15 protein-coding genes are annotated in these 12,567 nt (G+C 68.9%); all 15 read right to left on the reverse strand.

Annotated elements, in window-relative coordinates:
- Positions 1-259: 259 nt before the first annotated feature.
- Genes hypE through CJ014_RS23260 form a run of 15 tightly spaced genes read right to left on the reverse strand, consistent with a single transcriptional unit; the run spans position 260 to position 12,530 of the window.
- Complete coding sequence (hypE, locus tag CJ014_RS23190) at positions 260-1,306, reverse strand: hydrogenase expression/formation protein HypE (protein WP_100082884.1); 1,047 nt, start codon at positions 1,304-1,306, stop codon at positions 260-262.
- Entirely contained in the window at positions 1,303-2,457 is a 1,155-nt protein-coding gene (hypD, locus tag CJ014_RS23195) for a hydrogenase formation protein HypD (RefSeq protein WP_100082885.1), read from the reverse strand. The genes hypE and hypD overlap by 4 nt, the downstream gene beginning before the upstream one ends.
- A complete protein-coding gene (locus tag CJ014_RS23200; protein ID WP_100082886.1) occupies positions 2,454-2,696 on the reverse strand; it encodes a HypC/HybG/HupF family hydrogenase formation chaperone in 243 nt (80 codons plus the stop codon). Before CJ014_RS23200 ends, hypD begins: the two co-directional genes overlap by 4 nt.
- 3 nt (positions 2,697-2,699) lie before the next feature.
- Positions 2,700-4,964 (reverse strand): carbamoyltransferase HypF, encoded by a 2,265-nt coding sequence (gene hypF, locus CJ014_RS23205; protein ID WP_100082887.1) that lies wholly within the window; start codon positions 4,962-4,964, stop codon positions 2,700-2,702.
- A 7-nt stretch (positions 4,965-4,971) separates the two neighbouring features.
- Positions 4,972-5,892 carry a hydrogenase nickel incorporation protein HypB gene (gene hypB / locus CJ014_RS23210; protein WP_100082888.1) on the reverse strand — a complete coding sequence of 307 codons (921 nt, stop codon included), beginning with the start codon at positions 5,890-5,892 and terminating at the stop codon, positions 4,972-4,974.
- Positions 5,892-6,233 carry a hydrogenase maturation nickel metallochaperone HypA gene (gene hypA, locus CJ014_RS23215; protein ID WP_100082889.1) on the reverse strand — a complete coding sequence of 114 codons (342 nt, stop codon included), beginning with the start codon at positions 6,231-6,233 and terminating at the stop codon, positions 5,892-5,894. Before hypA ends, hypB begins: the two co-directional genes overlap by 1 nt.
- Complete coding sequence (locus CJ014_RS23220) at positions 6,226-7,209, reverse strand: hypothetical protein (RefSeq protein WP_100082890.1); 984 nt, start codon at positions 7,207-7,209, stop codon at positions 6,226-6,228. Before CJ014_RS23220 ends, hypA begins: the two co-directional genes overlap by 8 nt.
- Positions 7,206-7,703: a [NiFe]-hydrogenase assembly chaperone HybE gene (hybE, locus tag CJ014_RS23225; RefSeq protein WP_100082891.1), complete on the reverse strand. Its 498-nt coding sequence runs from the start codon at positions 7,701-7,703 to the stop codon at positions 7,206-7,208. The genes CJ014_RS23220 and hybE overlap by 4 nt, the downstream gene beginning before the upstream one ends.
- Complete coding sequence (locus CJ014_RS23230; protein ID WP_100082892.1) at positions 7,693-7,878, reverse strand: rubredoxin; 186 nt, start codon at positions 7,876-7,878, stop codon at positions 7,693-7,695. The genes hybE and CJ014_RS23230 overlap by 11 nt, the downstream gene beginning before the upstream one ends.
- Positions 7,875-8,678 (reverse strand): hydrogenase expression/formation protein, encoded by an 804-nt coding sequence (locus CJ014_RS23235; RefSeq protein ID WP_100082893.1) that lies wholly within the window; start codon positions 8,676-8,678, stop codon positions 7,875-7,877. The genes CJ014_RS23230 and CJ014_RS23235 overlap by 4 nt, the downstream gene beginning before the upstream one ends.
- Entirely contained in the window at positions 8,675-9,115 is a 441-nt protein-coding gene (locus tag CJ014_RS23240; protein WP_100082894.1) for a thioredoxin domain-containing protein, read from the reverse strand. The genes CJ014_RS23235 and CJ014_RS23240 overlap by 4 nt, the downstream gene beginning before the upstream one ends.
- Complete coding sequence (locus CJ014_RS23245; protein ID WP_100082895.1) at positions 9,103-9,414, reverse strand: HypC/HybG/HupF family hydrogenase formation chaperone; 312 nt, start codon at positions 9,412-9,414, stop codon at positions 9,103-9,105. The genes CJ014_RS23240 and CJ014_RS23245 overlap by 13 nt, the downstream gene beginning before the upstream one ends.
- A 12-nt stretch (positions 9,415-9,426) precedes the next feature.
- The gene (locus tag CJ014_RS23250) at positions 9,427-9,993 is read right to left on the reverse strand and encodes a HyaD/HybD family hydrogenase maturation endopeptidase (RefSeq protein WP_100082896.1); all 567 of its coding nucleotides are present in this window, start codon (positions 9,991-9,993) and stop codon (positions 9,427-9,429) included.
- Between the two features lie 4 nt (positions 9,994-9,997).
- A complete protein-coding gene (gene cybH / locus CJ014_RS23255; RefSeq protein WP_245427593.1) occupies positions 9,998-10,711 on the reverse strand; it encodes a Ni/Fe-hydrogenase, b-type cytochrome subunit in 714 nt (237 codons plus the stop codon).
- 28 nt (positions 10,712-10,739) lie between these two features.
- Positions 10,740-12,530 carry a nickel-dependent hydrogenase large subunit gene (locus tag CJ014_RS23260; protein WP_100082898.1) on the reverse strand — a complete coding sequence of 597 codons (1,791 nt, stop codon included), beginning with the start codon at positions 12,528-12,530 and terminating at the stop codon, positions 10,740-10,742.
- Positions 12,531-12,567: the final 37 nt, after the last annotated feature.

Consider the following 12,567-nt stretch of genomic DNA (forward strand, 5'->3'; position numbering starts at 1 on the left):
GGCCAACGCGCGGCGATGCGCGCGCATCCGCCCGTTGAGGGCGTCGATCGACGCCGGTGAACCCGCTCCGAGCGGTGCGGGAGCCGCGATCCCGGCGCGACCGGTGTCGGCGTCGGACGAGGCGGCTGTCATGGAAGACTCAAGGATTGGCCGGGAGCATAGCGGCTCGCCGACGCCACCGAAATTATTTGTTGGTATTCAATCCTTTCAGATCGGCCGACGCCGCGCCGCTGTTGCACGGATGTCGCGGCGACGCCGGTCAGCAGATGCGCGGCAACTGCTCGCCGGCCAGCCAGTCGACGATGCGGCCGCCGCCGAAGCCGGTGGTCATCTGCACGAAGCGCTGGTCGTCCTCGACCGCCTCGCCGATGATCGCCGCGTCCGCCCCCAGCGGATGCGACCGCATGGCCGCCACCAATGCCTCCGCCGCCTCGGCCGCCACCACGGCGACGAGCTTGCCCTCGTTGGCGACGTTGAGCGGATCGAGGCCCAGGAGCTCGCAGGCGGCGGCGACCTGCCGCTTGATCGGGATGTGGTCCTCGACGATGCGGAAGCCGACGCCCGACTGGTGGGCGAGCTCGTTGAGCGTCGCCGCGAGTCCGCCGCGCGTCGGATCGCGCATCAGCCGCAAATGCGGGCCGGCCGCCGTCACCATCGCCTCGACGAGGCCGTTGAGCGGCGCGCTGTCGGACAGGATTTCCGTCTCGAAGGTGAGGTTCTCGCGGCTCGACATGATGGCGACGCCATGGTCGCCCATCGAGCCGGAGACGATCACCCTGTCGCCGGGCCGCGCCCGATCGCCGGACAGCGCGAGGCCGTCCGGCACCACGCCGACGCCGGCCGTCGAGATGAACACGCCGTCCGCCTTGCCGCGGTCCACCACCTTGGTATCGCCGGTGACGATCAGCACGCCGGCCGCCCTGGCCGCCGCGCCCATCGAGTCGGCGATGCGCTTCAGGTCGCCGAGCGGAAAGCCTTCCTCGATGATGTAGCTCGCCGACAGATAGAGCGGCTTCGCCCCGGCCATGGCGAGATCGTTGACCGTGCCGTGGACGGCCAGCGAGCCGATATCGCCGCCCGGAAAGAAGATCGGCGACACCACATAGCCGTCGGTGGTCATCACCATGCGGCCGCCGGCCGGCGTCGGGAAGCTCGCCTGGTCGTTGCCCTGTTCGAGCAGCTCGTTGCCGAAGGCGTCCTTGAAGATCGCCGCGATCAGCTCGGCCATGGCGCGGCCGCCGGCGCCGTGGCTCATGTCGACGCGGCCGGCCTTCAGGTCGAGCTTGCGGCGGAAGGTCTTGCTCATGCGCTTTTCCTGAGGCCGGCGTCGGTCTGGTGATGGCGGAAGCGGCCGTAGGTCCAGTGGGCGGCGCAGGCGCCTTCCGACGACACCATGCAGGCGCCGGTCGGCGTCTCCGGCGTGCAGACGGTGCCGAACAGACGGCAGTCGGCCGGCCGTTTCTGACCGCGCAGGATGGCGCCGCATTCGCAGGCCGGATTGTCCTCGGCCGGCTGCGTCTCCACGGTGAAGCGCTTCTCAGCGTCGTAGAAGGCGTAGGCGTCCCTGAGCTTCAGCGCGCTCCGCGGCACGACGCCGAGGCCGCGCCATTCGAAGCTGTCGCGCAGCTCGAACACCTCGTCGCAGAGGTCGATGGCGACGGGGTTGCCCTCCGTCCTGACGGCGCGGATATACTGGTTCTCCACCTCGGCCCGCTGCTCGTTGACCTGCCGCACCAGCATCAGGATGGCGTACATCACGTCCAGCGGCTCGAAGCCGGCGATCACCACCGGCTTGCGGTAGTCGCGGGCGAACACCCGGTAGGGCTCCATGCCGATGATGGTCGAGACGTGCGATGGCCCGACGAAGCCCTCGATGGCGATCGGCGGCTCGTCCGGCGTCGGCGTCCTGTCGAGGATGGCCCGCATGGCGACCGGCGTCAGCACGTGGTTGCAGTAGATCGAGAAGTTCTTCAGATCCTTGGCTTCGGCCGTCTTCAGCGCCACGGCGGTCGGCGGCGTCGTCGTCTCGAAGCCGATGGCGAAGAACACCACCTGCCGCTCGGGATTGGCCTCGGCGATGCGGATGGCGTCGAGCGAGGAATAGACCATGCGGATGTCGGCGCCGGCCGCCTTGGCCTTCATCAGGCTGAGGCCGCCGGAGGCCGGCACGCGCATCAGGTCGGCATAGGTGCAGAGCGTCACCTCCGGCCGCCTCGCCAGACGGATGGCGTCGTCGATGCGGCCGATCGGCAGCACGCAGACCGGGCAGCCGGGGCCGTGGATCATCCTGACGTTCTTCGGCAGCAGGTCCTCGATGCCGTAGCGGGAGATCGCGTGGGTATGACCGCCGCAGAACTCCATGAAGGCGTAGGAGCGATCGGGCCGCACCTCCGCGGCGATGGCGGCGGCGAGCGCACGCGCCTTGTCGCCGTCGCGATATTCGTCGACGTATTTCATCGGGCAGCTCCCACGGCAAGCGGCACGCCGCGCGCTTCATCGAGCAGATCGAGCGTCCGCCGCGCCTCGTCCGGATCGACCTTGGAAAGAGCGTAGCCGACGTGGACGATGACGTAGTCGCCGACGGCGACGTTCTTGACCAGCGCCACGGAAATGGTCATCGACACGCCGTCGAGGCTGATCTTGGCCATGTTGTCGGGCAGAAGCTCGGTGACGAGGGCGGGAACGGCAAGACACATGGGTCAGATCTCCGAGAAGGCTCGGCGGGCGAGGACGGCCTGCCCGAAGGAAAGGCCGCCATCGTTGGCCGGCAGGCGCCGGGCGAGGAGGGGGGTAAGGTCGGATTTGGCGAGCGCCGCCGAAAGCCCTTCGGCCAGCACGCGGTTCATCAGGCAACCGCCGCCGAGCGCGACCGACCCGAGGCCGGTCGTCGCGGCGCCATGGCGGGCGAGGGCGGCGAGCCCGTCGACGAGCGTGCCGTGAAACAGCGACGCGCCGGTGTGGGCATCCGGTCGGATGACGGCGAAGTGGGCGAGAAGCGGCGCGAACGACAGAACGCCGTCCGCGAGCGCGAAGCCATCGGCCAGCGCCACCGGCTCGTCGACCAGCGCCTCCAGCTCCATCGCCGCCTGTCCCTCGTAGTCCTGCACGGCGCGCACGCCGAGCAGCGCCGCAACGGCATCGAACAGCCGGCCGAGCGAGGTGGTGGCGAGCCGGTCGGCGCCCGAGGCGACGCGGCCGGCGATCGGCCCGACCAGCGGCCGATCGGGGAAGAAGGTGGCTGCGAGATCGGCCCGACCGAGAGCGGCGAGCGCCCCGGCGCCCATCCGCCACGGTTCGCGGGCGGCGCGGTCGCCGCCGGGCAGCGGCAGCGGTGCCAGATGGCCGAGGCGGCGGTGCGCCGCGCCCTCCACCAGCAGCAGCTCGCCGCCCCAAGCGCCGCCGTCATCGCCGAGGCCGTGGCCGTCGAGGGCAAGGCCGAGCGCCGGACCCTCATGTCCCGCCTCCGCCGCCACGGCCGCCACATGCGCGACGTGGTGCTGGACACGGACGACGGGCAGGCCGAACGCTTCGGCCATCTGGCTGGAGCGATAGTCGGGATGGAGATCGCAAGCCACCAGCTCCGGCTGGACGCCGACGATGTCAATGAGATGCTGGATCGTCTCGCGGTAGAATTTCAGCGTCTCGGCGGTATCGAGGTCGCCGACGTGCTGGGAAACGAAGGCCTCGCGGCCGCGCGTCAGCGTCACCGTGGCCTTGAGATGGGCGCCGAGCGCCAGCGTCGCCGGTCCGTCTTCGGCAAGGGCGATCGGCTCGGGCACATAGCCGCGCGCCCGGCGCAGCAAGCTCGGCGCGCTGGCGATCACCTGGGCGACGCTGTCGTCGGCGCGTACGACGATGGCGCGGTCGTGGGTGACGATCAGGTCGGCGATGCCGGCGAGGCGGCGGGTGGCGTCGGCATCATCGACCACCAGCGGCTCGCCACCGGGATTGGCCGAGGTGGCGACCAGCACGAAATCGTTGGCGGCGTGCGGATCATGGCCGGCGAAATCACGGCCGGCCAGCGCCGCGAACAGCAGATGGTGGACCGGCGCATAGGCCAGCATGACGCCGACGCGGCGAAGACCGGGCGACACGGCCGGCGCCAGCACGCCGGGTTTTGCCCGCATCAGCACGATCGGCCGGGCGACCGACGAACAGAGCGCCTGCTCCTGCGGCGACGCCTCGGCGACCGCAGCGATCGAGGCGGCGTTGGCCAGCATCACCGCGAAGGGCTTGAATTCGCGCGCCTTCCTCGTCCGGAGCGCCGCGACCGCCTCGGCATTACGACCATCGCAGATGAGATGGAAGCCGCCGATGCCCTTCAGCGCCACGATACGGCCGGCCCGGATCGCCGCGGCGATCTCCGGAATGGGATGGCTGAGCTTCGGCCCACAGGCGGGACAGGCGACCGGCTCGGCGTGGAAGCGCCGGTCGCGCACGTCCTTATAGGCAGCGGCGCAGTCCGGGCACATCGGAAAATCGGCCATCGACGTCTGCCGCCGGTCGTAGGGCAGGCGGCGGGTGATGGTGTAGCGCGGACCGCAATGGGTGCAGTTGACGAAGGGGTAGGCGAAGTAGCGGCTCGCCGGATCGAACAGCTCGGCGAGGCAGGCGTCGCAGGTGGCGGCGTCGGCGACGATGCGCGTCGTCGTCTCGCCGCCGAGGCTCTCGCGGATGACGAACTCGTCGCCGCCGGCGAGCGGAAGTTCCGCGCGCTGAACCGTGTCGATGCGGGCGAGCGGCGGCGCCTCCGACGTCAGGCGCCGCACGAATTCCTCGACGCGAGCGCCCTCGACCTCGATGGTGACGCCATCGGCGCCGTTGCGGACGTAGCCGGCAAGGCCGCACTCGGTGGCGAGCCGATGCACGAACGGCCGCATGCCCACGCCCTGCACGGCGCCGTTCACCTTCAGGAAGAGGCGCGCCGCGGGGGCGAAGGCGTCGGGGGCGGGCACGGCGGTCATCGTCTCGTCAGGCCCGAACGACGGCGGCGGCGCGGGAAAGGGCGGCGCGCGCCTCGATCCAGGCATAGAAGGCGGCCATGCCTTCGCCGGTCTCTGCCGAGACCACCAGCGTCTGGAGATGCGGATTGACCCTGAGCGCGGCCGCCAGGCACTTGCCGACATCGAATCTCAGATGCGGCAACAGATCGGCCTTGTTGAGGAGCAACAGGTCGGCGACGGCGAACATGTCGGGATATTTCAGCGGCTTGTCTTCCCCTTCGGTAACCGACAGCACCACGACCTTGTGCGCTTCCCCAAGGTCGAAGCCGGCCGGGCAAACGAGATTGCCGACGTTCTCGATGAACAGCAGGCCGCCCGGCTCGGACCTGATGTCGTCGAGCGCGGCGCCGACCATGCCCGCTTCGAGGTGGCAGCCCTTGCCGGTATTGATCTGAACGGCGCGGGCGCCGGTCGCCCGGATACGCTCGGCGTCATTGTCGGTCTGCTGGTCGCCTTCGATGACGGCGATCGGAAACTTCGCCTTGAGGTCTTCGATGGCGCGGACCAGCAGCGTCGTCTTGCCCGAACCGGGCGACGACATCAGGTTGAGCGCCAGCGTGCCGGTGGCTGCGAGGCGGGCGCGGTTCTGCCGCGCGGCGTCGTTGTTCCTGGCGAGAATATCGCGCTCGATGCGGATCACCCGCTCGCCGTCGACGCCGGGCTGATGCACGGCGGCCAGCGGCGCCGCATGCACATGGTGATGATGCCCGTGATCATGGGCATGCCCATGGTCATGAGAATGCTCGTGCGAATGATCGTGGTCGTGATGGTCGTGATCATGATCATGCGGGTGATCATGGTCATGCGCATGGCCGTGCAGTTCCGCCGGTGTCTTGCCGTTGATCCGGTAGCCGGTGCCGCCCGAGCCGCAGCCGCAATCCTTGCACATCACTCCACCTCCAGTTCGCGCAGCCTGAGCTCGTCGCCTTGCGTCATCTGCACGTGGCGGCGCCCGCAGTCGGGGCAGGCGCCGAAGTGTTCGGTCATCGGCACCGTCTTAGCACAGTCGAGGCACCAGCCACTGCCGGCAACGCGCTCGACGACCAGCCTTGCATTCTCCGCAAGGGTGCCGCGGCTGACGGCGGAAAAGCAGAAAACCAAGGCGTCGGGATCGACGTGGCCGAGCACGCCCACCTCGACAATCACCGCCCGAATCCGCGCGGCGCCGTTCTTCCTCGCTTCCTCGACGGCGATCTCGACCACCGCCTCGCAAAGCGACATCTCATGCATCGGCCGGCCCTTTCGGGACGACGTCCACCGCAACACAGGGAGAGAATTGCGCCGCCAGCCGGGCGATCGCCGTCACGGTATCGCCGTCCGGCCGGAACCCTGCGAGGGCGCGCGCAAACGGTCCATCGGGATGGAAGTTCCATTCCGTGGGAGCGACGACGCGGGCGTCTCGGAGCCGTCCATCTCCTTGCACCACGGCAAAATAATATAACCTGCCGCGTGGACTTTCCACTGAGGCGTATCCCGTATTGGTCTGCGTCCGGCTTGCGGCGAGCCAGGCGGTGAAATCCCGGTCGTTACCGGCGCCGTTCAGGAGAATGCCGAGCGCCTCCTCCGCCTCGACGAGGCGGGCCGCATCGGTGGCGCCTGCCACCGATGCCGACCAGCCGAGGCGGACGGCCGGTCCGGTTTCCGGGTGCCGGCCGGGAAGAAACGGTCGAGAGGCAAAATCGGCGTCGCTCTCCAGGGCGGCCACGACGGCGGCATCGTCGTCGACGGTCAGCGCATCCGGCGGGGAGGGGTGTCCCGGCAGCGCCGGCAACCAGTCCGGCACCAGGCCGAAGGCCGTGCCGATGGTGCGGATATCGTCGCCGACGATACCTGTCCGCGCCGCCTTGCGCGCGGCGTCGAGGGCATCGCGCACGATCGGGAAGGCGGCGACCGGCGCGAGACGCACCAGTTCGCGCAGATGCTCGGCGATGCGCTCCGCCGCCAGACGAATCCGCCAGCGTTCCGCCTCCTCCCGTCCGATGGTGCGATTGCCCGCCGCCGCGGCGGCGAAAGTCAGCGCGGCGGCATGCGACACGCCGCAAACCGCGTTGACGAGGCCGACCGCCTCGACCGCCTGTTCGATTGGGCGGCCGGCAAAGCGCGAGGCCAGCGACAAGGGCCGCGCCGAGCCGATCGACGCCTCGGTGACCACGCCATCGGTCAGGGAGAACCGGACGGTGATCCGGCCGGGATCGAAGCCGCTCATTGCCCGCTCTCCGGCGCGCCGCGTCCGAAACCGAGAAGACGCCGGCGATCGAGGTTGATGGTCAGGGAATCGATTTCCGACGGCTCGGCGTCACGCAGCAGCTCGTCGAGCGCCGCGAAGGCGACCTCTTCGGCGGCTAGCTGATCGTCGAATGCGTCCATCGGCGAGAACAGCGATGCGGCACCGTAGCGGCTGCCGCCCTCCATCGACGCCACCACGAAATCGACGTCGCCGGCCGGCAGCTCCAGCCGCAGCGTGACACCGTCCGGCGGCAGCTCGATGCCGGGATCGGGCACGGCGACGACGTTCATGCACCAGGGCGTCACCACCGCGGCGAAGCGGAAGCGGCCGAAGCGCCGGACCGGCGTCGCCATGACGGCGAGCGCCGGATTGTGAACGGCAAGGCCGGCCATGCGGCCATCGACGGCCCGCCAGAAGCCTTCGAGGCGACCGGCGAGTTCCTCGTCATCGAGGCTGGACGCATCAGCGGTCATCGTCGATCCTCAGGAACTTGAGCTTCGGCCCGTCGCAGTTGGGGCAGCGCCAGTCGTCCGGCAGCACCTGAAAGGGCGTGCCCGGCGGCACCTCCGCCACGTCGTCGCCGATCGCCGGATCGTAGACCGTCCAGCAGACGCCGCACTCCCAGCGATCTCCAGGTCCGCCGGTCATCGGAAGTAGGCCTCGCCGATTTCGCGGAGACGGACGGCCGAGTCGCGGAAATCCTCGACGGCCGCCTGGGCGGCGGCGGGCACGTCGCCGATCTCGATGGTGTCGAGCAGGATGGCGTCCATGGCGTTGAAGAACTGTACCGACCAGACATTGTGGATCGCCGTCGCCTGGATGCGGCAACTGCCGTAGCCGCGCGAGACGATTTTCACCGGCCCGGTGCCGAGCCGGTCGACGAGAAGGTCGAGATCCTCCGGCAGCATGGGCATCAGCGTCAGGGAGACGACGTGGTTGGCCGCTCCGAACTTGTAATGCCCGGCACGGTCGGCGATCTCGGCCAGGACGGCCGGCGCGTTCATCACGCCTTGAGGCAAGGCTCCGAGGTCGAGGCGCGGCAGCGTCATCGCCGCGGCGCGGCGCACCGCCTGCGGCACGGCCGATACCTCGGCGTAATCGGCGAGGATCGCGTTGTCGGCGCCCAGGAAGCGGACGCGCCAGAGGCCGGCGAACACGCTTTCGACGATCTCCGCCACCACGCCGTCCGGCAGCGCCACCGTGGCCGCCACCTCGCCCTCGCCGAGGATTTCGCTCAGCAGCAAACGCTCGTCATCCGTGAGAGGAGCGAGATCGAACAGCAGCCCGGGCGCCGTCGCGGTCTGGCGTTCGAGGGCGTCCGCCATCTCCGGCAGGAGGCGTGCGACGCCGGGACAGCGGGCGATCAGCGCCTCGGCGTCGGTCGCCGCCAGGAAGGCGAGGGTGCCCGTACCGGTGGTTCGGCCGGGAGACGGGAAGTCCATCGTCATGCGTCGGCCCTCCGGACAGATGTGGTGACCTCGACGCGGCTCGGAGCGGAAAATGCCGGCGCATCCGGCCTCAGCGTCGCCCCGAGGCGATCGATATATTCGCTCCAGTCGCGGATGCGTGGCAACACGTCGAGCACGATAGGCCCGCCAAGCACGACCAAAGAGGGAAAGACCTCGACCCGGCAGCGTATCTTCAGCGCCGCCTCGGCCGAACGGGCGACCACGCCGGCCCGGAACCGGCCGGGAAAGGCGGCGATGAGCTCTGGCAGCACCACGGCGACGTCGCCGCTGTCGGCCCGCTGGTCGGGATCGCCGGTAAAGAACAGCAGCGCATGGTCCGGCTCGCCGGCGGCCGGCGCCAGGAAGGCATCGATGCTGTCGGCATCGACGACCGGCAGGCCGTGGCGGGCGGTGAGGGCGGCGATCAACGCGGACATGGTTGTTTCGTCCTCAGGTGCTCAGGCAGTTCCGGCTCGCGGTCGATCAGGTCGGCGAACAGGTGCTCGAAGGCTCGCCCTTCGCTCGCCGCCGCCAGGCCGTCGAGTGCGCGATCGATCGCCTCGGCCTCGTCCGCATCGAGTACCCGCACGGCGCTGTCGAGATGGACGAGCAGCCGCGCGCCCGCCGCCTGCCGGCCAACGAGCAGCGTCGACACGCGCCGCCGCTCGCCGTGCCGTTCGCAGACAGCGGAGAAGTCGTCGCCGTCGATGACGGTCATCGGCAGGCCGAGGCACATGGGTTGGCTCCCTTAACCGGCATCGACGCGCGGCCGCTCGTAGGCGGCCCGATCGATGTCATTGGCCAGCAGACCGTTTTCGGGCGGCAGGGGGTCCGCGCGCCGGGCCGGCGCGACGCCCCAGCCGGCGAGAACGTCGACGGCCGCCGCCAGCGCCGGCTCGATGCTCGCCGCCATCGGCCCCGTCAACGGGCCGCCCCAGTCCTCGAGGTCGAGCGGCTGGCAGCCGATCAACGCGATGTCGCGCGGCGGGCGGCCCAGGAGGTCGGCCGCCGACAGCACCTCCTGAAACCCGGTCTGATGCAGGCTCATCTTCTTGGCGCCGGTGAACTTCGGCACCTCGTCGCCCCGCACCACCTTCAGCGTGCCGGGCTTGAGGCCGTAGTCGATGGCGTCAAACACCAGGAGGCGCTCCGCCTCGGCGACACGGTTGACGAGATAGAGCCCCTGCGTGCCGCCGTCGAGCAGGTCGACGCCGTCCGCCATGGCATAGAGCCGGTGAAAGGCCTCGACGGCGCGGACGCCGAAGCCCTCGTCGGCCCAGAGGATATTGCCGATTCCCAACACCAGCACCGTCATGCGCTCAGCCCTCGCGCTCGTCGCGGAACTGCCGCTCGCCGGAGATCATGGTCGAGATCATGGTCTGCCGGCTCATGATATCCTCGCGCACCGCCGCGTAGATATGGATGATGGCGAAGATGACGATCACCCACATGCCGAGATGGTGCAGGGTGTGGACATCCTGTGAATTGGGCCAGATGTCGAACACCCAGCCGAAGAGCTTGGCCGGCCAGCTGTCGCGGCCGGCGCCCTCCGAATAGAGCGCGAAACCGGTGATGATCATGCCGAGATTGAACAGCGTGAACATCGCGAACATCGCCGTATGGGCCAGCGGGTTGTGGCCGATGTATTTGTAGGGCTCCTTCTCGAGGAACAGGTACCAGCGCGCCTCGCGAAGGACGCCCCGCCACCATGTCTTCTCCCAGACCGGCAGGTAGAAGATCTGGCGCGAGTACTTGTTGCCCCAGAAGGCCCAGAGGATGCGGGCGAGGAAGGCGACGGCCAGCACCTGCCCGGCGGCGAAATGGGCGAAGCGGATGTAGCCGAACAGGAAGCTGCCCGACGCCTCGCCCGGCATGGTCGGCGGCGGCGAGCCTATGAAATAGCCGGTCACCGCCAGAATGGTGATGCAGAGGGCGTTGCCCCAGTGCCAGAGGCGGACCGGCGCCTCGTAGACGTAGATGGACGGGCCGGTGACGATGACGTCGTCGCTGGCGTCCATCACGCCGGTGAGCATCTTCGCGTCGTGTGCCATGGCAATGCCCTCAGCGAACGGTGACGGTGGCCATGTCCTGGCCGTCTTCGCTCATCACATGGGTGGAGCAGGCAAGGCAGGGGTCGAAGGAGTGCAGCGTCCTCAGGATCTCCAGCGGCTTCTCGGGGTCGGCCATCGGCGTGTCGAGCAGCGCCGCCTCGAAGGCGCCGATGTTGCCGGCCGGATCGCGCGGGGAGCCGTTCCATGTGGTCGGCACCACCGCCTGGTAGTTGTCGATCTTGCCGTCCTTGATGCGGATCCAGTGGCCGAGCGCGCCGCGCGGCGCCTCGGTGAAGCCGACGCCCTTGGCCTCCTTCGGCCAGGTATCCGGCGTCCACTTGTCGGTGTTGGCAGTGGAGAGATCGCCGGCCTTGATGTTGGCCACCAGCTTGTCCTGGAAATAGCGGAGCTGATGCGCCGCCCACTGGCATTCGAGCGCCCGCGCCGCCGTGCGGCCGAGCGTCGAGAATAGCGCGGTGAGCGGCAGGCCGAGGTCGGTGAGCAGCCTGTCGACCGGCTCCTTGAACTCGGCCTTGCCCTGCGCGTAGCCGATGACGTAGCGGGCCAGCGGCCCGACCTCGACGGCGTGGCCTTTCCAGCGCGGCGACTTGATGAAGGAATATTTCGCCGCCTCGTCCAGCGCCTCGATGTTGGTCTTGGTGCCGCGGGCGTTGGGACCGAGCTCGAAATGCGGCTCGGTGACGCCGTCCCAGGGGTGCAGGCCGCGGGTCTCGTCGGGATATTTGTACCAGGAGTGGGTGACGAACTCCTGCACCTCGTCGGGGTCGGTCAGGTCGATCGGCTGGATGTCGTCGAGCTTGCCGTCGAGGATGACGCCGCGCGGCAGCTTCAGCGAGGCTTCCGAATAGTCGTTGGCGTGCTCGGGGATGTCGCCGTAGCTCATCACCGAGGTCGACGACAGGCCGCCGCCGTAGAGCCAGTCCTTGTAGAAGGAGCCGATCGCCTTGAGGTCGGGCAGGTAGACCTGCTCGGTGAAGGCGATCGTCTGGTCGATGATCGACGAGACGAGGTTGAGCCGCTCCATGTTGATGGCGCCGACCGCGCCGGTGCCGTCGACGTTGATCGGCGACGGCACGCCGCCCACCAGCCAGTTGGGATGCGGATTCTTGCCGCCGTAGACGGTGTGGATCTTGACGATCTCCTTCTGGAAGTCGAGCGCTTCCAGATAGTGGGCGACCGCCATCAGGTTGGCTTCCGGCGGCAGCTTGTAGGCGGCGTGGCCCCAGTAGCCGTTCTTGAACGGGCCGAGCTGGCCGCTTTCCACGAATTTCTTCAGCCGGCCCTGCAGATCGCGGAAATAGCCGGGCGAGGAAAGGGGCCAGTCGGAAATCGACTGGGCCAGCGCGCTGGTCGCCTTGGGATCGGCCGACAGGGCCGAGACGACGTCCACCCAGTCGAGCGCATGCAGGTGATAGAAATGCACGAGATGGTCGTGCACCTGCAGCGTCAGCTGCATGATGTTGCGGATCGAATTGGCGTTTTCCGGAATGTCGATGCCGAGGGCATTCTCGACGGCGCGCACCGAGGTCAGGGCGTGCGTGCCGGTGCAGACGCCACAGATGCGCTCGGTGAAGGCCCAGGCGTCGCGCGGATCGCGGCCCTTCAGGATCACCTCGATGCCGCGCCACATGGTGCCGGTGGAGACGGCGTTGCGGATGACGTTGTCGGCGTCGACGTTCACCTCGACGCGCATGTGGCCTTCGATGCGCGTCACCGGGTCGACGACGATGCGGCGGCCGGCGTTATCGAGCTTGAAGCCGTTGGGGGTTTCGATACCCATGGCGATATGTCCTGTGGCTGGTCAGGCCGGCGGGGCG

Source organism: Pleomorphomonas carboxyditropha (genome assembly GCF_002770725.1).
In the GTDB taxonomy this organism is placed as follows: Bacteria; Pseudomonadota; Alphaproteobacteria; order Rhizobiales; family Pleomorphomonadaceae; genus Pleomorphomonas; species Pleomorphomonas carboxyditropha.

Coding starts and splice junctions, on each gene's coding strand:
- hybE (WP_100082891.1), bottom strand. CDS start 7,703: ATGACCGCTGATGCGTCCAGCCTCGATGACGAGGAACTCGCCGGTCGC.
- hypD (WP_100082885.1), bottom strand. CDS start 2,457: ATGAAATACGTCGACGAATATCGCGACGGCGACAAGGCGCGTGCGCTC.
- hypA (WP_100082889.1), bottom strand. CDS start 6,233: ATGCATGAGATGTCGCTTTGCGAGGCGGTGGTCGAGATCGCCGTCGAG.
- CJ014_RS23245 (WP_100082895.1), bottom strand. CDS start 9,414: ATGTGCCTCGGCCTGCCGATGACCGTCATCGACGGCGACGACTTCTCC.
- CJ014_RS23230 (WP_100082892.1), bottom strand. CDS start 7,878: ATGACCGGCGGACCTGGAGATCGCTGGGAGTGCGGCGTCTGCTGGACG.
- hypB (WP_100082888.1), bottom strand. CDS start 5,892: ATGTGCAAGGATTGCGGCTGCGGCTCGGGCGGCACCGGCTACCGGATC.
- hypE (WP_100082884.1), bottom strand. CDS start 1,306: ATGAGCAAGACCTTCCGCCGCAAGCTCGACCTGAAGGCCGGCCGCGTC.
- cybH (WP_245427593.1), bottom strand. CDS start 10,711: ATGCTCACCGGCGTGATGGACGCCAGCGACGACGTCATCGTCACCGGC.
- CJ014_RS23240 (WP_100082894.1), bottom strand. CDS start 9,115: ATGTCCGCGTTGATCGCCGCCCTCACCGCCCGCCACGGCCTGCCGGTC.
- CJ014_RS23235 (WP_100082893.1), bottom strand. CDS start 8,678: ATGACGATGGACTTCCCGTCTCCCGGCCGAACCACCGGTACGGGCACC.
- CJ014_RS23220 (WP_100082890.1), bottom strand. CDS start 7,209: ATGAGCGGCTTCGATCCCGGCCGGATCACCGTCCGGTTCTCCCTGACC.
- CJ014_RS23260 (WP_100082898.1), bottom strand. CDS start 12,530: ATGGGTATCGAAACCCCCAACGGCTTCAAGCTCGATAACGCCGGCCGC.
- CJ014_RS23200 (WP_100082886.1), bottom strand. CDS start 2,696: ATGTGTCTTGCCGTTCCCGCCCTCGTCACCGAGCTTCTGCCCGACAAC.
- CJ014_RS23250 (WP_100082896.1), bottom strand. CDS start 9,993: ATGACGGTGCTGGTGTTGGGAATCGGCAATATCCTCTGGGCCGACGAG.
- hypF (WP_100082887.1), bottom strand. CDS start 4,964: ATGACCGCCGTGCCCGCCCCCGACGCCTTCGCCCCCGCGGCGCGCCTC.